General features: G+C 63.2%; 18 protein-coding genes and 1 pseudogene. 12 read left to right on the top strand and 7 right to left on the bottom strand.

Annotated features, from left to right (window positions below):
- The first annotated feature begins 109 nt into the window (after window positions 1-109).
- Window positions 110-463 carry a YkgJ family cysteine cluster protein gene (locus tag AAEQ75_RS09685; RefSeq protein ID WP_343351956.1) on the top strand — a complete coding sequence of 118 codons (354 nt, stop codon included), beginning with the start codon at window positions 110-112 and terminating at the stop codon, window positions 461-463.
- A gap of 36 nt (window positions 464-499) precedes the next feature.
- Here the strand turns inward: AAEQ75_RS09685 and dadR are convergent, their stop codons facing one another.
- Window positions 500-988, bottom strand: coding sequence for a transcriptional regulator DadR (gene dadR, locus AAEQ75_RS09690; RefSeq protein ID WP_017678280.1), 489 nt, complete (start codon window positions 986-988; stop codon window positions 500-502).
- A 156-nt stretch (window positions 989-1,144) separates the two neighbouring features.
- Between dadR and dadA the strand changes: the two genes are divergently transcribed.
- The 6 genes from dadA (at window position 1,145) to AAEQ75_RS09720 (ending at window position 7,658) form a co-directional block, all read left to right on the top strand.
- The gene (dadA, locus tag AAEQ75_RS09695) at window positions 1,145-2,443 is read left to right on the top strand and encodes a D-amino acid dehydrogenase (protein ID WP_125835248.1); all 1,299 of its coding nucleotides are present in this window, start codon (window positions 1,145-1,147) and stop codon (window positions 2,441-2,443) included.
- A 39-nt stretch (window positions 2,444-2,482) separates the two neighbouring features.
- On the top strand, window positions 2,483-2,830 hold the full coding sequence (locus AAEQ75_RS09700; RefSeq protein WP_017361197.1) for a RidA family protein: 348 nt from the start codon (window positions 2,483-2,485) through the stop codon (window positions 2,828-2,830).
- A 215-nt stretch (window positions 2,831-3,045) separates the two neighbouring features.
- Complete coding sequence (gene alr, locus AAEQ75_RS09705; protein WP_143507163.1) at window positions 3,046-4,119, top strand: alanine racemase; 1,074 nt, start codon at window positions 3,046-3,048, stop codon at window positions 4,117-4,119.
- Between the two features lie 195 nt (window positions 4,120-4,314).
- Window positions 4,315-4,863, top strand: a complete 549-nt coding sequence (locus AAEQ75_RS09710; RefSeq protein ID WP_128579573.1) for a cupin domain-containing protein — start codon at window positions 4,315-4,317, stop codon at window positions 4,861-4,863.
- Between the two features lie 113 nt (window positions 4,864-4,976).
- Window positions 4,977-5,399, top strand: a complete 423-nt coding sequence (locus AAEQ75_RS09715; protein ID WP_099524757.1) for a c-type cytochrome — start codon at window positions 4,977-4,979, stop codon at window positions 5,397-5,399.
- A 126-nt stretch (window positions 5,400-5,525) separates the two neighbouring features.
- Window positions 5,526-7,658: an acetyl-CoA hydrolase/transferase C-terminal domain-containing protein gene (locus AAEQ75_RS09720; protein ID WP_343351959.1), complete on the top strand. Its 2,133-nt coding sequence runs from the start codon at window positions 5,526-5,528 to the stop codon at window positions 7,656-7,658.
- Between the two features lie 24 nt (window positions 7,659-7,682).
- Here AAEQ75_RS09720 and AAEQ75_RS09725 read toward each other — a convergent pair whose 3' ends face one another.
- The 3 genes from AAEQ75_RS09725 to rep all read right to left on the bottom strand — a co-directional run bounded on the left by AAEQ75_RS09725 (window position 7,683) and on the right by rep (window position 11,015).
- A complete protein-coding gene (locus tag AAEQ75_RS09725; protein ID WP_343351961.1) occupies window positions 7,683-8,255 on the bottom strand; it encodes a xanthine phosphoribosyltransferase in 573 nt (190 codons plus the stop codon).
- 162 nt (window positions 8,256-8,417) lie between these two features.
- Entirely contained in the window at window positions 8,418-8,900 is a 483-nt protein-coding gene (locus AAEQ75_RS09730; protein ID WP_179575157.1) for a UPF0158 family protein, read from the bottom strand.
- A gap of 105 nt (window positions 8,901-9,005) precedes the next feature.
- On the bottom strand, window positions 9,006-11,015 hold the full coding sequence (rep, locus tag AAEQ75_RS09735; protein WP_343351963.1) for a DNA helicase Rep: 2,010 nt from the start codon (window positions 11,013-11,015) through the stop codon (window positions 9,006-9,008).
- A gap of 271 nt (window positions 11,016-11,286) precedes the next feature.
- On the opposite strand from rep, the gene AAEQ75_RS09740 reads away from it, so the two are divergent.
- Complete coding sequence (locus tag AAEQ75_RS09740) at window positions 11,287-12,966, top strand: putative bifunctional diguanylate cyclase/phosphodiesterase (RefSeq protein WP_343351965.1); 1,680 nt, start codon at window positions 11,287-11,289, stop codon at window positions 12,964-12,966.
- Between the two features lie 54 nt (window positions 12,967-13,020).
- Here AAEQ75_RS09740 and AAEQ75_RS09745 read toward each other — a convergent pair whose 3' ends face one another.
- Window positions 13,021-14,406, bottom strand: a complete 1,386-nt coding sequence (locus AAEQ75_RS09745) for a NorM family multidrug efflux MATE transporter (protein ID WP_343351967.1) — start codon at window positions 14,404-14,406, stop codon at window positions 13,021-13,023.
- 139 nt (window positions 14,407-14,545) lie between these two features.
- On the opposite strand from AAEQ75_RS09745, the gene AAEQ75_RS09750 reads away from it, so the two are divergent.
- The 3 genes and pseudogenes from AAEQ75_RS09750 (at window position 14,546) to AAEQ75_RS21960 (ending at window position 17,618) form a co-directional block, all read left to right on the top strand.
- Entirely contained in the window at window positions 14,546-15,466 is a 921-nt protein-coding gene (locus tag AAEQ75_RS09750; RefSeq protein ID WP_343351969.1) for a LysR substrate-binding domain-containing protein, read from the top strand.
- 175 nt (window positions 15,467-15,641) lie between these two features.
- Window positions 15,642-16,712, top strand: a pseudogene (locus AAEQ75_RS21955) (Cache 3/Cache 2 fusion domain-containing protein); the annotation flags it as partial.
- A 183-nt stretch (window positions 16,713-16,895) separates the two neighbouring features.
- The gene (locus AAEQ75_RS21960) at window positions 16,896-17,618 is read left to right on the top strand and encodes a methyl-accepting chemotaxis protein (protein ID WP_430523460.1); all 723 of its coding nucleotides are present in this window, start codon (window positions 16,896-16,898) and stop codon (window positions 17,616-17,618) included.
- A 1-nt stretch (window position 17,619) separates the two neighbouring features.
- Here AAEQ75_RS21960 and AAEQ75_RS09760 read toward each other — a convergent pair whose 3' ends face one another.
- Together AAEQ75_RS09760 and AAEQ75_RS09765 are read right to left on the bottom strand one after the other, a co-directional pair.
- On the bottom strand, window positions 17,620-19,113 hold the full coding sequence (locus tag AAEQ75_RS09760) for a YifB family Mg chelatase-like AAA ATPase (RefSeq protein WP_343351973.1): 1,494 nt from the start codon (window positions 19,111-19,113) through the stop codon (window positions 17,620-17,622).
- Between the two features lie 92 nt (window positions 19,114-19,205).
- A complete protein-coding gene (locus AAEQ75_RS09765; RefSeq protein ID WP_106735048.1) occupies window positions 19,206-19,463 on the bottom strand; it encodes an accessory factor UbiK family protein in 258 nt (85 codons plus the stop codon).
- A 409-nt stretch (window positions 19,464-19,872) separates the two neighbouring features.
- Here AAEQ75_RS09765 and glnK point away from each other — a divergent pair, with 409 nt between their 5' ends.
- Window positions 19,873-20,211 carry a P-II family nitrogen regulator gene (gene glnK / locus AAEQ75_RS09770; protein ID WP_003096476.1) on the top strand — a complete coding sequence of 113 codons (339 nt, stop codon included), beginning with the start codon at window positions 19,873-19,875 and terminating at the stop codon, window positions 20,209-20,211.
- Window positions 20,212-20,315 lie beyond the last annotated feature (104 nt).

The raw sequence follows: 20,315 nt of genomic DNA on the forward strand, positions 1-20,315 counted from the left end.
CGACGTCGTGCGCTCCGCTCGGGGATCGGCGTGTAGCTAATCCGTCCCTCTGCGGGCAGGCGTCAGCATGGCGCGGTAAACTGTCGTCTTCGTTGCCAGGCGCCCGCGTATGAGCTGCACAGACCGCAAGATCGACCACCTGCGTCGCAAGATTCCGCGCTTCGACTGCGTGCCCGGCTGTCACGATTGCTGCGGGCCGGTCACTGCGTCGTCCGAGGAACTGGCACGCCTACCGGTCAAGAGCGACGCCGAACATGATGCAGCACTGGCCGAATACAACTGCGTGCACCTGGGGCCGAACGGTTGCGAGGTGTACGACCAGCGGCCGCTGATCTGCCGCCTGTTCGGCACGACACCGCGTCTGCCTTGCCCGCATGGTCGCGGGCCGGAGCAGCCGATCGAGCCGGCGGTGGAGCGCCAGGTGCACCGGCTGATCGCCACGACGCGGCAGCGGCTGGTGTAGAACGCAGCGGCATCGCCTACGCGCACGACATGCGTTTCACTCCGGCACCGGCAGGGCCAGCGATTCCTTCACCTCTTCCATGACGATATAGCTCTTCGACTCGCGCACGTGCGGCAGCTTTAGCAGGATGTCGCCGAGCAGCTTGCGGTAGCTGGCCATCTCGTTGATGCGCGCTTTCACCAGATAGTCGAAGTCACCGGACACCAGGTGGCACTCCAGCACATGCGGCAGCTTGAGCACGGCGCGGCGGAATTCCTCGAAGGTGTCGCCGGACTTGTAGTCCAGGCTGATTTCGACGAACACCAGCAGGTTGGCCTTGAGGTTCTGCGGATTGAGGCGGGCGTGGTAGCCCATGATGATGCCTTCGCGCTCCAGGCGGCGTACGCGCTCCGTGCAGGGCGTGGTCGACAGCCCTACGCGTTCGCCCAATTCGGTGAAGCTGATGCGCCCATCCTCTTGCAGGATACGCAGGATGTTGCGGTCGATCTTGTCCAGTTCACGACGACTCTGATGCTGGGTTCTCATGGGGAATCCGCCTCTGTAAAACGGCTTTTTGCCAAGAATTCTCGCCAAATATAGCTGTGTATATGGTGAAAAGCACTGCACGGCTCTTCCTATACTGCGCCCATCGACAACAATGGCCTGTAACGCACGCGCCCTGGGCGCGGCGGGGAGAAAAACATGCGTGTTCTGGTTCTCGGCAGCGGTGTGATTGGTACCGCCAGTGCTTACTACCTCGCCCGTCAGGGCTTCGAGGTGGTGGTGGTCGACCGTCAGAACGGCCCGGCGCTGGAAACCAGCTTCGCCAACGCCGGCCAGGTCTCTCCGGGCTACGCTTCGCCATGGGCTGCGCCGGGCGTGCCGCTGAAAGCCATCAAGTGGCTGTTGCAGAAACACGCCCCGCTGGCGATCAAGGCCACTGGTGACGTCGACCAGTACCTGTGGATGGCGCAGATGCTGCGCAACTGCACTGCCAGCCGCTATGCGATCAACAAGGAGCGCATGGTGCGTCTGTCCGAGTACAGCCGCGACTGCCTCGACGAGCTGCGTGCCGAGACCGGCATCGCCTACGAAGGTCGCCAGCTCGGCACCACCCAGCTGTTCCGCACCCAGGCCCAGGTCGATGCTGCCGCCAAGGACATCGCCGTGCTGGAAGCCTCTGGCGTACCGTTCGAGCTGCTCGACCGCGACGGTATCGCCCGCGTCGAACCGGCTCTGGCTGGCGTCAAGCACAAGCTGGCCGGTGCCTTGCGCCTGCCCAACGACCAGACCGGCGACTGCCAGATGTTCACCACCAAGCTGGCGGACATGGCCAAGGCGCTCGGCGTCGAGTTCCGCTTCGGCCAGAACATCCAACGCCTGGACGCCGTCGGTGATCGCATCAATGGCGTGTGGATCGACGGCAAGCTGGAAACCGCCGACCGCTACGTACTCGCTCTCGGCAGCTACAGCCCGCAACTGCTCAAGCCGCTGGGCATTCGTGCTCCGGTTTACCCGCTCAAGGGCTACTCGCTGACCGTGCCGATCACCAACCCGGACATGGCACCGAACTCGACCATTCTCGACGAGACCTACAAGGTTGCGATCACCCGTTTCGATGGCCGCATCCGCGTCGGCGGCATGGCCGAGATCGCCGGTTTCGACCTGTCGCTCAATCCGCGTCGTCGCGAAACCCTGGAGATGATCACCTCCGACCTCTACCCGGAAGGCGGCGACCTGCAACGCGCCGATTTCTGGACCGGCCTGCGTCCGGCCACGCCTGATGGCACGCCGATCGTAGGGGGCAGCGCCTTCCGCAACCTGTTCCTCAACACCGGTCACGGCACCCTCGGCTGGACCATGGCCTGCGGCTCCGGGCGCCTGCTCGCCGACCTGATGGCCAACAAGCGCCCGCAGATCAGCGCCGATGGTCTGGATATCTCGCGTTACTCGCGCAAGGCGCGTGAAGTGCAAGCAGCACCGCAGCCGCTGCGCACCTGATGGCCTTCGCGCTTTCGCAATCCAAGGAGCTTTACCCCTATGTCGATCCAGCGCCTGCATGTGGCCAAACGCTACAGCGAAGTGGTGATCCACAACGGCACGATTTACCTCGCCGGCCAGTTGGCCGACGACTTCGACGGTGACATCCGCGAGCAGACCCGCCAGACCCTGGCCAACATCGACAAGATGCTGGCTGAGGGTGGCAGCGATAAGAGCAAGATCCTCTCGCTGACTATCTTCATCAAGGACATGGCCGACTATGACGGCCTCAACGCCGAGTACGACGCCTGGGTCGCCGATGGCCATGCACCGGCACGCGCCTGCGTCGAAGCGAAGATGTACAAGCCCGAAGTGCTGGTGGAAATGTGTGTGGTGGCTGCCGTCTGAGGCGGCCACAGCTTTTTGTTGCCTGCCATCCATGGCGGCAACCCTCCGGGCCGTCGCAAGCGACGTCAAAAAATTCTCCCGGAATCTTTTTGTGTTGGCTTTTCACCCGGCTCCCCCGCCGGGTTTTTTTTGAATGGCGATTTGTCGGCATAAGCCCGGATGTCACCGGACTACGAAAAATCGTCGCCTCAGTGAATGATTGAGAGAAACGAACCATGCGCCCCGCCCGTGCCCTGATCGACCTCGACGCCCTGCGTCATAACTACCGTCTGGCCCGCGAAATGAGCGGCGCCCGTGCTTTGGCCGTGGTCAAGGCCGATGCCTATGGGCACGGAGCGGTGCGTTGCGCGCAGGCACTCGAAGCCGACGCTGATGGTTTTGCCGTGGCCTGCATCGAAGAAGCGCTGGTGTTACGCGAGGCCGGCATCAGGGCGCCGATCCTGCTGCTCGAAGGCTTCTTCGAGGCCGACGAACTGGCGCTGATCGACCAGCATGACCTGTGGTGCGTTGCCCATGCGCAGTGGCAGATCGAGGCTATCGAGCAGGCCCAACTGAGCAAGCCGCTGACCGTCTGGCTCAAGCTGGACAGCGGCATGCACCGTGTCGGCCTGCATCCGGCCGAGTACCAGGCCGCCTATCGGCGTCTGCTGGCCAGCGGCAAGGTCAGCAAGATCGTACTGATGAGCCACTTCGCTCGGGCCGACGAGCCCGAGTGCGAGCGCACGAGTGAGCAACTGGCGGTGTTCCAGCAGGCTCGCGAAGGCCTCAGCGCCGAGGTCAGCTTGCGCAACTCGCCGGCCGTGCTTGGCTGGCCGCAGGTACCCAGCGACTGGGTGCGCCCCGGCATCATGCTCTACGGCGCCACCCCGTTCGAGCAGGCTCAGGAGCAGGCCGCGCGTTTGCGCCCGGTGATGACCCTGGAGTCGAAGGTCATCAGCGTGCGTGAGCTACCGGCCGGCGAGCCAGTAGGGTATGGCGCACGTTTCGTGGCCGAGCGGCCGACCCGCGTCGGTGTCGTCGCCATGGGCTATGCCGACGGTTATCCGCGTCACGCGCCGACCGGTACGCCAGTGCTGGTGGACGGTCAGCTGACCCGCCTGATCGGCCGGGTGTCGATGGACATGCTCACCGTCGACCTGACCGATCTGCCGCAAGCCGGTCTCGGCAGTCGTGTCGAGTTGTGGGGCAAGCAGGTGTTGGCCAGCGACGTGGCCATGGCGTCGGGCAGCATCCCCTACCAGATCTTCTGCAACCTGCGACGGGTGCCGCTGCTCTATCTCGGCAACTGAGCCCGGATCGGAAGGCCGCTTGCGCTGTGCGCTCCACGGCGCGCCAATTGCTGACTCGAACGGCTCTAGCTCGAGGCTTTTCGAAAGAGTATGTGGGCCGTGTAGGCGAAGGGTGAACGCAAGTGTTGTAAATTCCGAACGCTATGCCATGATACGGACACTTTTCCGTCTCATATCCCAAGGGGGATTCCAGCATTGGACGTCGGCGTTCGACTGCAATCGATTCGTAAGCTCAAAGGCCTATCCCAACGTGAACTCGCCAAGCGGGCGGGCGTCACCAACAGCACCATTTCCATGATCGAGAAGAACAGCGTGAGCCCCTCGATCAGCTCGCTGAAAAAGGTGCTCGGCGGCATTCCCATGTCGCTGGTGGAGTTCTTCTCCCTCGACATGGAGCAGGAGAACCAGGTTCAGGTGGTCTACCGGGCCTCCGAGCTGACCGATATCTGCAGTGGCGCCATCACCATGAAGCTGATCGGCAAGGCTCATCCGAGCCGCGCCATTTCCTTCCTCGACGAAACCTATCCGGCTGGCGCCGATACCGGTGACGAAATGTACGCCCATGAGGGCGAGGAAGCCGGCATGCTGGTCGAAGGCAAACTGGAACTGACCGTGGGCAACGAGGTGTTCATCCTCGAGCCGGGCGACAGTTACTACTTCGAGAGCAGTAAGCCGCATCGCTTCCGCAACCCGTTCGATATGCCGGCGCGCTTGATCAGTGCCACGACGCCCGCGAACTTCTGATCAATAACCCTGCGACAATATGGGTTGTTTCGGTGGGCCGCGCTTGCCGTTATACTGACGCCCGCTCGCGAAACCGTGGCCGCGGGCGTGACTAGCCACGAAGAGGGTGTACCGTGAATCTGATGAAGAAAATGCTGGCAGTACCGGCTGCCGTATTGGCCCTGTGGGCAGTGACTGCTCAGGCCACGACCGATGAAGCTATCGCCGAGCGCCTCAAGCCTGTAGGCGACGTGTGCATCATGGGCGAAGAGTGCAAGGGCGTCGAAACCGTCGCTGCGTCCGCCGGTGGTGGTGCACGTACCGCTGACGACATCATCGCCAAGCACTGCAATGCCTGCCATGGCTCTGGTGTACTGGGCGCACCGAAGATCGGTGACACCGCTGCCTGGAAAGATCGCGCCGATCACCAGGGCGGCCTCGACGGCATCCTCGCTGCTGCCATCTCCGGTATCAACGCCATGCCGCCGAAAGGCACCTGCGCGGATTGCTCGGATGACGAACTGCGCGAAGCGATCAAGAAGATGTCCGGTCTGTAAGACTCGCCGCTTCCCTGAAAAAACCGCCCTCTGGGCGGTTTTTTCGTTTCTGGCGGTGGCATGCAACCATGCCGGTGGCTACACAGTCCAAGCAGCATTCGTCATGGATGTCGCGAGGAGCGCCAGATGCCGCACACCTGTACCCTCGAACAAGCCGTCGACCACGTGTTGAGCGAAATCGACGGGCCGATTCATCTGGGCCTGCCCCTCGGTCTGGGCAAACCCAATCGCTGGGTAAACGCGCTCTATGAACGCGTGCGCAATCTGCCCGAGCGGCAACTGACCATCTACACCGCGCTGTGCCTGGCGCGCCCGCGTGCCGGCCAGGACTTGCAGCGACGCTTTCTCGAACCCTTCGTTGACCGGGTCTACGGCGATTATCCCGAGCTGGACTTTCTCGCCGATCTGCACGCCGGCAACCTGCCGGCCAACGTGCGCGTCGAGCAATTCTTCTTTCAGCCGGGCAGCCTGCTCGAATGCGAGCCAGCGCAGCAGGACTACATCAGCAGCAACTACAGCCATGTCGCCCGTGACCTCAATGCCAAGGGCCTGAATCTGGTCGCCCAGCTGGTGGCCGTTGACCCAGCGCACCCCGGGCATTTCAGCCTGAGCTGCAACCCGGACATCACTCTCGATCTGCTGCCGCTGCTGGATAAGCGCCGCGAGGCTGGCGAAACCGTGCTCAGCGTCGCCCAGATCCACAGTGACCTGCCCTACATGGCCGGTGATGCCCAGGTGTCGCGCGATACCTTCGATATCCATATTGGCGAGGACGAGCGCACCACGCTGTTCTCCACGCCGAACATGCCCGTGACCTTGCAGGATCATTGCATCGGCCTGTTCGCCAGCACCCTGGTGCGTGACGGTGGCACCCTGCAGATCGGTATCGGCGCGATGGGTGATGCCCTGGCGTCGGCACTGATGGCCAGGCAGGCCGACAATGCTCGCTACCGCGCACTGCTACGGGCGCTCCGTGCTGATGATTGGGCGGATGAGATTGCCGCCTGTGGCGGTCTCGAACCGCTCGCTCACGGGCTGTATGGCTGCAGTGAAATGTTCGTCAACGGCTTGCTGGCATTGGCCGAGGCCGGCCTGCTACGGCGCCGGGTTTACCCGGATCTGCGCCTGCAGCGTCTGGCCTGTGGTGGTGCGCTGGATGAACAGGATCGGCCACACAGCGTTCAGGCGCTGGTCGACGCAGGGCTGCCAGCGACCTTGCAGTCGAGCGATCTGGCCTGGCTGCTCGATAGCGGCCTGCTGCGCGGTGATATACGACTGGAGGCGGGCGAGCTGCAGTTGCTTGACGGTAGTCGCGTCGCCGCGGACCTCAGTGATCCCCAGACGCAGGCTCGCCTGCAGTCCTGTCTCGGCTGCGCGCAGGGCGGCGTGGTGCTGCATGGCGGTTTCTTTCTCGGCCCGGAAAGCTTCTACCGACGTTTGCGCGAGCTGGATGGTGCTGAACGGCAGCGCTTTGCCATGACCGGCATTCGCTATATCAACGAACTGTACGGCGAAGAGGAGCTCAAGCGTTTGCAGCGCCGTGACGCACGCTTCATCAATACGGCTTTCACCATGACGCTGCTCGGCGCAGGGGTGGCCGATCAACTGGAAGACGGCCGCGTACTCAGCGGCGTAGGCGGCCAGTACAACTTCGTCGCCCAGGCCCATGCGCTGGAGGATGCGCGCTCGATCCTGCTGCTGCGCAGCTGGCGCGAGTCGGGCGGCGAGGTGAATTCGAACATCGTCTGGGAGTACGGCCACGCCACCATCCCGCGGCACCTGCGCGACATCGTGGTAACCGAGTACGGCATCGCCGATCTGCGCGGCAAGACCGACGCCCAGGTCATCGAGGCGCTGCTCAAGGTCAGCGATTCGCGCTTTCAGAGCGAACTGATCGAGCAGGCGCAGCAGGTCGGCAAGCTGCCGGCGGATTTCCGCCTCGATGAGCGCTTCTGCAACAACCTGCCCGAGCGGCTGGAGGCTCTGCGTGCAGAACATTCGCAGCTGTTCGCCGAATACCCGCTAGGCAGCGATTTCAGCGCGGTGGAGCAGGACCTGGTGCGCGCGCTGAGCTGGCTCAAGAGCAAGCTGCGTCTGACCGAAGTACTGGCGCTGGGCAAGGCCACGCTCGATGCGCCGGAGCCGGTCGCCTATGCCGAGCATCTGCGACGCATGAGGCTGGAGGTGCCGGATGGGGCGCGTGAAGCCCTCTACCAGCGCTTGCTGCTGGCGGGCTTGCAGGCCACTGCCGGGGCCTGACTCGCGCGAGGGCGCGCACAGTTTTTAGTCGAGGAAGCGCACCTGGCCGTTCTCCAGCGTTGCTACACGGGCCAGCGACTCGACGCGGTAGCCTTCGCTCTCCAGCAGGTTGCGGCCGTCCTGGAAGGACTTCTCGATGACGATGCCAATACCGGCAATCTGCGCACCGGCTTGCTGGATCAGGTCGATCAGCGCCTTTGCGGCGTGGCCGTTGGCGAGGAAGTCGTCGATTACCAGCACCTTGTCGGCAGCAGTCAGGTGACGCGCGGAAATGGCGATGGTGCTTTCGGTCTGCTTGGTGAAGGAGAACACCTTGGAGATCAGTAGATCGTCCTTGAGCGTCAGCGACTGAAACTTGCGCGCGAAGATTACCGGAATGCCCAGTTCCAGGCCGGCCATCACCGCCGGGGCGATACCGGAGGCCTCGATGGTGACGATCTTGGTGATGCCCTGGCCGGCGAAACGCTGGGCGAACTCGTGGCCGATCTCCTGCATCAGGCGTGGATCGATCTGGTGGTTGAGAAAGGCGTCCACCTTGAGTACATGCTCGGACAGCACGATGCCTTCACTGCGAATCTTCTGTTTCAACGACTCCACGGTCGATCCTCTGGTTAAGCAGAAAAGCTGCGGATTTTCGCTCAAAATGACCTGCAATGTGTAGTGAAACCGCAGCCTGCCCGACAGTCGTGGGCAATTGACCGGTTAGACAGGTTGTTAGCCAGTGTCTGGAGCCCGGGTGCAATCCGCGGGCTGCTCCGCTCAGGCGCTCTTGGTCAGGCGGCGCAGGATGTCCTTGGGAATGCCGCGCGTGTCCAGCGGCAGCTTGTCCGGCGCAGGCTCCAGGCCCAGCTCGTAGAGCCAGTTGAGCGTGTACTCGCGCAGTTGCTTGAGTTCGTACGCCTGCCACTGCTGACGAATCGCCGGAAAGGATTCGATCTCGAAGTCGAACGCGCGCAGTGGCTTACGGCCGGTCAACGCGGCGCTGAGCAGTGGGTGGGCGTGCAGATCGTCGAGAGTGAACAGAAAAGACTCGCGCATGGCCACGCGCTGGGGAATGTCGAGGTTGGGTATCTGGGTGTAGCGATCCGGATTCAGTTCTACGTGCTGACGCTGCTCGCTGTGCTGATCTTCGGGCGACAGGCTCAGGACACTACCGCTTTCCAGGTCCAGCCAATTCTCCTGCTGCTCGCGGCCGTTGATCAACTGAGTCAGCGTGTCGAGGTCGAGAGTGAATGTGCGCATGGTGCCAACCCCCTGTGTCTGAACGATATCTTCTTTCTGACTGGCAAAAATGACGAGGGTGCCAGCCCGCCGAATAAACCGACCATACACCAGTCAGCCATGGCCTCAGCGCTTGAGCATCGCCCGCATATTGGCCAGGGCGTCGTTGCCGCGTGCGGCCTTGACCTCCACGGGCGCCTCTTCCAGGCCTTCCCACACCAGGTCTTCCGGCGGTAGCTCGTCGAGGAAGCGGCTCGGCGAGCAGTCGATCACTTCGCCGTACTGCTTGCGCTTGGCGGCGAAGGTCAGCGCCAGGTTGCGTTTGGCGCGGGTGATGCCGACGTAGGCCAGGCGCCGCTCTTCCTCGATGGTGTCGGCCTCGATGCTGGAGCGGTGCGGGAGAATCTCTTCCTCGAAACCGATGATGTACACCGAAGGGAATTCCAGGCCCTTGGAGGCGTGCATGGTCATCATCTGCACGCCCTCGGCGCCTTCTTCCTCCTCCTGCTGGCGCTCGAGCATGTCGCGTAGCACCAGTTTGCCGATGGCGTCTTCGATGGACATGTCGCCATCTTCGTCGCGCTCCAGGGTGCTCTTCAGTGCGTCGACGAGGAACCACACGTTGCCCATGCGCGCGTCAGCCACCTTGTCGCTGGAGGCGTTCTGCCGCAGCCAGTTCTCGTAGTCGATGTCCATGACCATGCTGCGGATGGCGGCGATCGGGTCGTTCTGCGCGCACTCCTGGCGCACCCGATCCATCCATTTGGTGAAGCGCTGCAGACGCTCGGTGAAGCGCGCATCGAGATGCTCGCCGAGGCCCATCTCACCGGCTGCGGCGTACATGCTGATCTTGCGCTCGTTGGCGTAGTTGCCGAGCTTTTCCAGGGTGGCGGAGCCGATCTCGCGGCGCGGCACGTTGATCACCCGCAGGAAGGCATTGTCGTCGTCCGGGTTTACCAGCAGGCGGAAGTAACTCATCAGGTCCTTCACCTCCTGACGGGCGAAGAAACTGGTGCCGCCGGACAGGCGATAGGGAATCTGATGGTGCTGCAGTTTCAGCTCCATCAGCTTGGCCTGGTAGTTGCCGCGATAGAGGATGGCGAATTCGCTGTAGGGACGCTGGGTACGCAGATGCTCGGTGAGAATTTCCAGTGCCACGCGCTCGCACTCGGCGTCTTCGTTGCGAGTGCGGATCACGCGAATCTCGTCGCCCATGCCCATCTCGCTCCACAACTGCTTCTCGAACACGTGCGGGTTGTTGGCGATCAGCACGTTGGCGCATTTGAGGATACGGCAGGTGGAGCGGTAGTTCTGCTCCAGCATCACCACTTTCAGCGACGGATAATCCTCTTTCAGCAGCATCAGGTTTTCCGGGCGCGCGCCGCGCCAGGCATAGATCGACTGGTCGTCGTCGCCGACCACGGTGAATTGGTTGCGCATGCCTACCAGCAGCTTCACCAGCAGGTACTGGCTGGCGTTGGTGTCCTGGTATTCGTCGACCAGCAGGTAGCGGATGCGGTTCTGCCACTTTTCCAGGATGTCGGCGTGCTCCTGAAAGAGTTTGACCGGCAGCAGGATCAGGTCGTTGAAATCCACCGCGTTGTACGCCTTGAGCGTGCGCTGGTAGTGCAGGTAGACGATGGCGGCGGTCTGTTCCTTGGGATTGCGCGCCTTGGCCAGGGCTTCATCGGGCAGGATCAGGTCGTTCTTCCAACTGTCGATGAGGTTTTTCACCTCGTCGGCACCGTCGTCGCCGGAATACTCCTTCTGCATGATGTCGCTGAGCAGCGCCTTGATGTCGCCGTCGTCGAAAATCGAGAAGCCGGGCTTGTAGCCCAGGCGTGCGTATTCCTTGCGGATGATGTTCATGCCCAGATTGTGGAAAGTGGACACGGTCAGGCCGCGCGCCTCGCTGCCCTTGAGCAGGGTACCGACGCGTTCCTTCATCTCGCGCGCGGCCTTGTTGGTGAAGGTCATGGCGACGATGTGCTGGGCGCGGATGCCACAGTTCTGTACCAGGTGGGCGATCTTGCGCGTGATCACGCTGGTCTTGCCGGAACCGGCACCGGCGAGCACCAGAAGTGGGCCGCCGACGTAGTTCACGGCCTCTTGTTGCCGGGGGTTCAGTCGGGACATGAGATCGTTCGCAGAAAAAAAGGCCGCGCATTTTAACAGGCCTGATGACTTCTGCCGCGACCGTCCGGAACTGTGGCCTAGCTCACGGAATTGCATAGCCATGCACTTGGTTAAGCGCTTTATTCCAGTACTCTGGTTCCACTTGTCTGTTTACTGGCTATACCTCAGGATCTGCACTACCTTTCGCACGGATGTGATTGATTAGACGCCGATTACGGCGCATTCAGGCGACGCGATTCGCCATCACTCTTGTGGTCATTGGGGAGGTTGCTTGTCCACGCTCGTCGAACCCTTGCGGTTGGTCCTGTTGGCGGAAACGCCGGACTGGGCCGAATTGTTGCGCGAGCAGTTGAGCGCCCTGGGCAGCCCATCCCCCCTGATTACCGCGCCGTCATGGGAGGCGGCCAGCAACCTGTTCGATGATCACGCCAGCGGTCTGCTGTTGAGTACCCCGGATCGCCTTCCCGAGCCGCATCAGTGCCCCTTGCCCATCGTCTTGCTACTCGACGAAGAGCCAGTCGAAGAGCCGACCGGTGTCAGCGATTGGTTGGTGCGCGGCAGCCTCAGTCTCGATGTGTTGCGTCGCTGCCTGCGCTACGCGCGTGAACAGGGCAATCTCAAGCACACCCTGCAACGACTAGCCGAGCAGGACCCCTTGACCGGTATCGCCAATCGCCAGGGCTTCCAGACCCTGCTCGCCGCGCGCCTGGCCGAGTGTGGTGGCCGTGGTCTTGTACTCGGTCATCTCGATCTGGATAACTTCCGCCACGCCAACGATGCCCTCGGCTACCAGGCTGGGGATCGCCTGATCCTGCAGGTGGTGGCGCGGCTCAAGAGTCTGCTGCAGCCCTGCGATCAGATTGCGCGTCTGGGTAGCGACGAATTCGCTCTGTTGCTCGATGCACGCCGCGATCCGCAGCGCGTGGAGCGCCTCGCCGAGCGTGTCACCGAGGTATTGGGTGAGCCTTACTGGGTAGACGGCGAGAGTCTGTTGATCGGCTGTAGTCTGGGGCTCGCTCACGCCCAGCCTGGAGAGGGCGCCGACCCGCTGCTGTGGCATGCGCATATCGCCATGCAGCAGGCCAAGAATCAGCAAGGCTGCGTGTTTCATGTCTATGACGAACGCCGCAACCGCAGCGCACGCAGTCAGGCCGATCTGGAAGGTGAGCTGCGCCGGGCGCTGCGCCGAGATGAACTGGAGCTGCATTACCAGCCGCGCCTGTGCCTGAAGAGCGGGCGCATCGTCGGCCTGGAGGCGCTGGTGCGCTGGCAGCACAGCGAGCGTGGGCTGCTCTCGCCCAATGAATTCGTGCCGTTGGCCGAAGAAACCGGATTGATCGTACCGCTCGGTTACTGGGTCATCTCCCGTGCCCTGCGCGACATGCAGTGGCTGCGTGGCCGTGGCCTGCCGGCGCTGCACATGGCAGTCAACCTGTCGTTCCGCCAGTTCCAGGACAGCCAATTGCTGCCGACACTCAGCCGCCTGATCGAAGAGCGTGGGGTGGACGCGCAGTGGCTGGAGTTCGAGCTGACCGAAACCGCAGTGATGCGCCGCAGCGACCAGGTGCAGCAGACCATGCTGGCGCTGGGACGGCTCGGCGTGCGTTTTTCGCTGGACGACTTCGGCACCGGGTTTTCCTCCTTCGTCCACCTCAACAGCCTGCCGATCACCCTGCTGAAGATCGACAGGAGCTTCGTCGGCGGCATGGGCGAGCGTGCCGAGAACCGCCAACTGGTGCGGGCGATGATCAACCTGGCGCATAACCTCAATCTCGAAGTGGTGGCCGAAGGGGTGGAGAACATCGAGCAGCTCGACATGCTGCGTCAGTTCGGCTGCGATCAGGTGCAGGGCTACCTGATCAGCAAGGCCGTGCCGCTGGCCGAGCTGGCGCGTTTTTTGGTGTTCGGCTTGCGTCAGCCGCTGCTGAGCGGTACTCCGCCTTCGGCGTGAGGCGCCGCAGTTCTGTAGCCCGAATGTAATCCGGGGCGCGCGCGTGTAGCCGGATTACGGCAGGCAGGCCTCGCTCGCCAGTGCACTCGGCCGCTGCAGGCGCGCCGTCTTCCATTGGAAACCCAGCACCAGACCGCTCGCCGTGACTGCCAGCCCAGCCGCCAGCCCCCACCACACACCCTGCGCACCCCAGCCGAGCGGGAAGGCGAGCAGCCAGGCCATTGGTGCGCCCACGCACCAGTAACCCGTCAGACCGATCAGCAGAGTGGTGCGGCCGTCGTTCAACCCGCGGATCGCACCCATGGCGATGCTCTGCAAACCATCGAACAACTCGAACCAGGCGGCAATCGCCAACAGGCCGACCGCGAGGGTGACGATATCGGCGAAAGCCGGGTCGTGACGGTCGAGGAACAGACCGATGATCCACTCTGGCAGCAGCCAGAACAGCAGGGCGAACAGCAGCATCAGCGCGGCGCCCACGGCCATGCCCAGGTGCCCCGCCAGCCGCGACAGGTGCAGGCGGTCGGCGCCGTAGTGCAGGCCGACGCGGAAGGTCACGGCATAGGACAACCCTTGCGGCACGATGAATGCCAGCGCCACCGTTTGTATGGCGATCTGATGCGCCGCCAGCTGCACGCTGCCCAGCGCGCCCATGCACAGCGTGGCGAAGGTGAACAGTCCCTGTTCGGCGGCGTAGGTGCCGCCGATAGGCAGGCCCAGACGCAGCAGGGCGCGCATCTCCGCTCGCTGTGGGCGACCCATGCCGTGCCGCAGCTGGTAGCGGTGATAGGTTGGCGAGAGCAGGATGTACAGCGCCAATGCCAGGGCCATGGCGCTGCTGACCAGCGCTGTGGTCATACCGATGCCGCTCAGGCCCAGGCTGGGCAGGCCGAACCAACCCTTGATCAGCGCGTAGTTGATGACGAAATTGGCGGCGGTACCGACGATGCTGATGGCCATGACCGGGCCGGGATGGCCAATGGCACTGGTGAAGCCGCGCAGCGCCATGAAGCACAGGTAGCCGGGCAGTGCCAGCGACAGCGGGCGCAGGAATGCCATGGCCTGGCTGGCTGCGTCAGGGTCCTGGCCCAGATGCGGCAGCAGCGGGCCCAGGCCATTGAGGCACAGCGCACTGACGGCGCCCAGCAGAATGGCCAGCCACAGACCATTGCGGATCAGGCGCGTGATGCCTGACGGGTCGCTCGCGCCGTGGCGAATGGCAATCAGGCTGCCCACCGCGGCGATCACCCCGGTGCAGAAGATCGAGAAAATGAAATAACAGGTGGCGCCCAGCGCGCCACCGGCCAGTTGCTGCGGACCGAGCATGGCCATCATCAGCGTGTCGGTGAAAATCATCAGCGCATGGGCCAGCTGGGCGGAGATCAGCGGGCCGGCCAGGCGCAACAGCGCAGCCAACTCGTGGCCAAGGGAATTCTTCATGATGAGTAAAACTTCGGCAGGGTAAGCATCCCCAGACTGTCGGGGGATGAGCAATGACAGCTATTCTCTGGTTTGTAGCGAATGCCCACAAAAGGAAAATAGCCATGACAGGCATGATAAAAACTCATGGATCTATGCGGTGACGCGTCGTCTTCCACCGCTTTACGCCCTGCGCGCCTTCGAGGCCGCCGCACGCCATGCCTCCTTTACCCGTGCCGCTGAAGAACTGGCCATCACCCAGAGCGCGGTAAGCCGGCACATCCGCACGCTGGAGGAGTACTTCACTTGTCGTCTGTTCGAGCGTCGTGGCCGCAGCCTGCACCTGACCGATCCCGCCCGTGCTCTGTTGCCGGGGCTGAGCGACGGCTTCGATGCACTGGAGCGCGCCATCGCTGCGTTGCGCGCCGATGATGAGGTGCTGCGTCTGAAGGCGCCGTCGACCCTGACCATGCGCTGGTTACTCGCGCGGCTGTCGCACTTTCGCCTGGCCAACCAGGACAGCGAAGTGCAGCTCACCAGCGCCTGGATGGATGTGGATAAGGTCGACTTCCGCCACGAGCCATTCGACTGTGCGGTGCTGTTGTCCGATGGCCAGTTCCCGGATGAGTGGGAAAGCGTGTTGTTGTTCGAGGAGTGGCTGATTCCGGTGTGCGCTGCCGGCGGTTCTGACGCAGGCCCCTGGTCGCTGGCGCGGCTGCAGGCGGCGGAGCAGTTGCACCCGACGCCGGATCGCCGCGACTGGCGGCGCTGGTTGCAGGCCACGGGTCTGGATGAGCAGGTGCCGCTGAAGACCGGCCAGCTGTTCGACATGCTTGAACTGGGCATCGTCGCCGCCGCACGCGGCTATGGCGTGTCCATCGGTGATTTGCTGATGGTGGCCGAGGACGTGGGCGCTGGCCGTCTCGGGTTGCCCTGGCCAACGGCAGTATTCAGTGGCGATAGCTATTATCTGGTATGGCCGCGGGGACATCGTGCGCAGGCGCGTTTGCAGCGGCTGCGCGACTACCTGTTGGCCGAAGTAGCGGCCATGCAACTTCCTCCAGTGGAGAGAGTGCTTTAGCCGCCGATACAGGTTTTTGAGAGCAAATGATTGCCATTCGGCAGAACGCTGATTGACCAACCATACTGCTCAGGTATCCTGCTGCGCCCTGGCTCGAGGTCGTATGACCACTCGGGTCAGTCAACCCCTGTTCCGTTCGGCCTGCCACTACTGAGTCAGGCCTTGAGAGGCCTGAATGACCCCTCCTCGTTCCCGTATCGCTCTGCAACTGGCCGCCATCCTGGCACTGGTGCTGGTGCTGCTGATCAGCTTCAGCACCCTGTTCGCCTTGCGCTCGCTCAACGAAGCCAACCTGGCCACCCGAGAGAAGCATCTGGGTAGCGAAGCCGGCCTGCTGGCCGACCAGCTCGAGACCTTCCATGGCAGTCTGCGCGACAGCACGCAGCGCCTGGCCGGCCTCTTCGAGCAGCGCTTCAGCAGTGGTTTGCAGGTGCGCAGCGACGAGCGTGTCGGGGTTGGTAGCCTGCAGACCCCGGCCCTCTATCTGGGTGCGACCCGGCTGAACAACGACTTCAGTGAGGTCGACGACTTTACCCGCATGACCGCTGGCGTTGCCACGGTGTTCGTGCGCGACGGTGAAGAGTTCGTACGTATCACTACCTCGCTGACCAAACAGGACGGTACTCGTGCGCTGGGTACCGTGCTGGACCACCAGCATCCGGCTTATCAGAAACTCCTGGCAGGCCAGGGTTATGTCGGCCGTGCGCTGCTGTTCGACCGCTTCTACATGACCCAGTACACCCCGGTGCGCGATACCGGTGGGCGGGTGATCGCCGTGCTGTTCGTTGGCTTCGACTACACCGACGCGCAGAACCTGCAAATGCGCAACCTCTCCGATTTCCGCATCGGCAGCACTGGTTCGCTGGCGCTGCTCGACGAGCAGGGCAAGTGGCTGGTGGCTCCGGCCGGTGCCGCCACTATGAGCAGCCTGCCTGCGGCGCTTACCGAGTTGATCGCCAGCCCCGGCAAGGGCGGTTTCTGGAGTGATGGTCATGACGAGTTCTACAGCGTGGCCATGCCGTTTGCCGGCGGCCCCTGGACGGTGCTGGCGAGCATGCCGCGCGAGGAAATCCAGGCGGTCACCTGGCGCGTCGGCACCCAGCTGGCTATCGGCAGTGCGCTGACCCTGTTGCTGGCGGTTATCGCCGTGGTCTGGTTGCTGCGACGCAAGCTGCGGCCGCTGGGCGATCTGGTGCAACAGGCGCAGGCGCTCGGTGCTGGTGATCTCGGCGCGCGCATGACGCAGTCCAGTGATGATGAGATTGGTGAGCTGGCGCGCAGCTTCAACCGCATGGGCGAGGCGCTGGCGAACATGGTCGCGGGCATTCGCAGTGCGGCTCAGGATGTCAGTGCGCGCTCGCAGTCTATGTCTGCGCTGTCGCGCGATGCCTACCAGGGGATCGATCAGCAGTCGGGCGAGATCAGTAGCATGGCCGGCGCGGTGGAGGAGTTCAGCGCCACTTCGCAGAATATCGCCGACAATATGCGCAGTACCGAGCGTATGGCCAGTGCCAACGCCCAACAGACCCGTATCGGTCGTGCCTCGATGGATCAGGCCTCCGAGGCACTGGTGCAGATTGCCGAGGCGCTGGAGCAGACCTCCACGGTGATCAACGGCCTCGGCCAGCGCTCACAGGAAATTGGCGGTATCGTCAGCGTGATCACCGCAATTGCTGACCAGACCAACCTGCTGGCGCTCAACGCCGCCATCGAGGCTGCACGTGCCGGCGAGCAGGGTCGTGGTTTTGCCGTGGTCGCCGACGAGGTGCGCAACCTGGCCGGGCGTACCCGCGAGGCGACCAACGAGATTTCCACCATGATTGGCAGCATCCAGAGCGAGACCAGCAGCGCCATCGCCACCATGGAGCAGGGCCGGCAACTGATGCAGGACGGTCTTGAGCGCAACGCCAAGGTGGCTTCAGCGCTGGCACAGATCAGCGAGCAGAGCGAGGCGGCGGGCGAGCAGTTCGCTGCCATCACCACCGCCACCAGCGAGCAGAGCAGCACTGCGACCGTGCTTAGCTCCAATCTGCAGAGTATCGCCCAGGCCAACGGCGAGCAGCGTGAAGTGGTGGCCAACCTGGCCGATACCGCGCGCGAGCTGGATCGCCTGGCCGCTCAGCTGCGTCAGGAGGTCGAGCGCTTTCGCTGAGTCACCCCGCTGCCGGTCTGTACTGCAGCGCTTCAGCCAGGTGGGCGCGGCTGATCTGCTGCTCGCTCGCCAGGTCGGCCAGAGTGCGCGCGACCTTGAGTACGCGATGGGCCGCGCGCAGGGACAGCCCGAGACGTTCGCAGGCGTTTTCCAGCCACTGGCGATCCGCGTCGCTCAATGCGCAGTGTTGGCGCAGACCGGGTAGGTCGAGAAAGGCGTTGGCCACGCCCTGGCGTTGCAATTGGCGCTCACGTGCCTGCGCCACCTTGGCTGCTGCCTGCGCAGTGCTTTCGCCATCCTGCGGTGGTGCATTCAGGGCTGTGGTTTCGCGGGCGACCGTCAGGTGCAGGTCGATGCGATCAAGGAGCGGGCCCGACAACTTGGCGCGGTAGCGCTGGATCTGCTCCGGGGTACAGCGACAGCGATTGCTCGGGTCGCCGAGGTAGCCGCAAGGGCAGGGGTTCATGGCGGCAACGAGCTGAAAACGAGCGGGAAAGCGCACCTTGTCGCGGGCTCGGGCGATGACGATGTGGCCGCTTTCCAGTGGTTCGCGCAGCACTTCCAGCACTTTCCTGTCGAATTCCGGTAGCTCATCGAGGAACAGGATGCCCATATGGGCCAAGGTTATTTCGCCAGGCTGCGGGCGACTGCCGCCACCCACCAATGCCGGGCCGGAGGCGCTGTGGTGCGGGGTGCGAAAGGGTCGCTGCGGCCAGTGCTGCAGAGGCGTATGGCTGGCCACCGAATGGATCGCGGCTACCTGCAGCGCCTCGTTTTCGTCAAGCGTAGGTAGCAGGCCTGGCAGGCGGCTGGCCAGCAGGGTTTTGCCTGTGCCGGGTGGGCCGCTGAGCAGCAGATTGTGCGAGCCGGCGGCCGCTACCAGTAACGCCCGTTTGGCGGCCAACTGGCCCTGCACTTCGGCCAGGTCCGGATAGGGCAGGCTCTGCCTGAGCAGGCCCTGGGCCGCGTAGAGTTCGAGAGGGTCGCTGCCGTTCAGGTGCGCAGCGATCTGCAGCAAGTGCTCGACGGCGATTACCTTCAACCCCGAGGCCAGGCTGGCCTCTTCGGCATTGGCCTGCGGCACCAAGAGGGTGCGTCCGGCTGCGCGTGCGGCCAGGGCAGCCGGCAATACGCCTTGCACGGGACGCACCGCGCCTGATAGCGCCAGCTCGCCCAGGCATTCGTATTCATCCAGCGATTGAGCTGGTACCTGGCCGCTGGCCGCGAGAATCCCCAAGGCGATGGCGAGGTCGAAGCGACCACCGTCTTTTGGCAGATCTGCAGGCGCAAGATTCAAGGTGATGCGTTTGCTGGGAAACTCGAAGGCAGCATTGAGGATGGCGCTGCGTACGCGATCCTTGCTCTCCTTGACTGCGGTTTCCGGCAGACCCACCAGGGTCAGAGAGGGCAGGCCGTTGGCCAGGTGCGCCTCGACGGTGACGGCCGGTGCTTCTACACCGACCTGGGCGCGGCTGTGAACGATGGCCAGGGACATGATCGCTCCTTGATCAAGTGGGGTGCAGTGCCTGTAGGAGCGGCTTCAGCCGCGAGGCCTGTCGCGGCTGAAGCCGCTCCTACAACATAACCTCAGTCTACGGCGGTGAGCTTGGCTTCCAGTTCCGCGACCTTGGCTTCCAACGCTTCAAGGCGAGCGCGGGTGCGGGCGAGAACCACCATCTGGCTGTCGAACTCTTCCCGGCTGACCAGATCGAGCTTGCTGAAGCCGCTCTGCAGCAGGGCCTTGAACTGCGCCTCCAGTTCGGCGCGCGGCAGTGGGCTGTCGCCACTGAACAAGCGCGAGGCGTGGCTACTGAGGGTGTCGAGCAAAGCTTTGGGCGGGAGCATGGGCCGGTTCCAGATACAGACGGCGGCAGTGTAGCACGCAGCCGCAGGCGCGGCGGTCGAGCACGGGTTGCACGATTTTTGAGCATTGCGGAATGTGTCGATGCACTGGATTGGTGCGATGCATTCGGTGCGAATGACCGCTCATCCATGCTCGAAGCGGGTAAAGGCCTGAAAGATGGCGCTTTTACGTGAGCTGGCAAGCTTTCTGCTTAGACCCCATCGACGCATGCACCGATGCAGTTCCGGTGCGGCAGGCGAAGCGGGGGAGTGTTTCGTCGGGAGCGGTTGGTGGGTATCGGCCACGCCAGGCTGGAGCGGTCGGTGCATTACAAAAGCCAGACACTGCGCTTAGACTTGAGCCGGGTTCGCAATTCCTGGGGCAAGTCCACCTTAAACGGGAGAAAGTTTCATGAAGCTAGTCACTGCCATCATCAAGCCGTTCAAGCTCGACGACGTGCGCGAGTCGCTGTCGGAGATCGGCGTGCAGGGCATTACCGTCACCGAGGTCAAGGGCTTCGGCCGTCAGAAAGGCCATACCGAGTTGTATCGCGGTGCCGAGTACGTGGTCGACTTCCTGCCCAAGGTGAAGATCGACGTGGCCATTGCTGACGATCAGCTGGATCGTGTGATCGAGGCCATCACCAAGGCTGCCAACACCGGCAAGATCGGCGACGGCAAAATTTTCGTAGTCAACCTGGAACAGGCGATTCGTATCCGTACCGGCGAAACCGATACCGACGCGATTTAACAAGCCTCCGAACCCCACGCCCCAGGAGTAAACCCATGACTCTGCGAACTTTCGCAGGGCTAGGAGCCCTTTTGTCCTCGAATTCTGGCCTTGCGCTGTTTTCG

It is taken from the genome of Pseudomonas sediminis, assembly GCF_039555755.1.
Taxonomy (GTDB): Bacteria; Pseudomonadota; Gammaproteobacteria; order Pseudomonadales; family Pseudomonadaceae; genus Aquipseudomonas; species Aquipseudomonas mendocina_D.

What these genes read in the sequence shown, in the direction of transcription:
- dadR (WP_017678280.1), bottom strand. Translation starts at nt 988, where the DNA reads ATGAGAACCCAGCATCAGAGTCGTCGTGAACTGGACAAGATCGACCGC.
- rep (WP_343351963.1), bottom strand. Translation starts at nt 11,015, where the DNA reads ATGTCCCGACTGAACCCCCGGCAACAAGAGGCCGTGAACTACGTCGGC.
- AAEQ75_RS09730 (WP_179575157.1), bottom strand. Translation starts at nt 8,900, where the DNA reads ATGCGCACATTCACTCTCGACCTCGACACGCTGACTCAGTTGATCAAC.
- AAEQ75_RS09765 (WP_106735048.1), bottom strand. Translation starts at nt 19,463, where the DNA reads ATGCTCCCGCCCAAAGCTTTGCTCGACACCCTCAGTAGCCACGCCTCG.
- AAEQ75_RS09700 (WP_017361197.1), top strand. Translation starts at nt 2,483, where the DNA reads ATGTCGATCCAGCGCCTGCATGTGGCCAAACGCTACAGCGAAGTGGTG.
- AAEQ75_RS09720 (WP_343351959.1), top strand. Translation starts at nt 5,526, where the DNA reads ATGCCGCACACCTGTACCCTCGAACAAGCCGTCGACCACGTGTTGAGC.
- glnK (WP_003096476.1), top strand. Translation starts at nt 19,873, where the DNA reads ATGAAGCTAGTCACTGCCATCATCAAGCCGTTCAAGCTCGACGACGTG.
- AAEQ75_RS09745 (WP_343351967.1), bottom strand. Translation starts at nt 14,406, where the DNA reads ATGAAGAATTCCCTTGGCCACGAGTTGGCTGCGCTGTTGCGCCTGGCC.
- dadA (WP_125835248.1), top strand. Translation starts at nt 1,145, where the DNA reads ATGCGTGTTCTGGTTCTCGGCAGCGGTGTGATTGGTACCGCCAGTGCT.
- AAEQ75_RS21960 (WP_430523460.1), top strand. Translation starts at nt 16,896, where the DNA reads ATGGCCGGCGCGGTGGAGGAGTTCAGCGCCACTTCGCAGAATATCGCC.
- AAEQ75_RS09760 (WP_343351973.1), bottom strand. Translation starts at nt 19,113, where the DNA reads ATGTCCCTGGCCATCGTTCACAGCCGCGCCCAGGTCGGTGTAGAAGCA.
- AAEQ75_RS09685 (WP_343351956.1), top strand. Translation starts at nt 110, where the DNA reads ATGAGCTGCACAGACCGCAAGATCGACCACCTGCGTCGCAAGATTCCG.
- alr (WP_143507163.1), top strand. Translation starts at nt 3,046, where the DNA reads ATGCGCCCCGCCCGTGCCCTGATCGACCTCGACGCCCTGCGTCATAAC.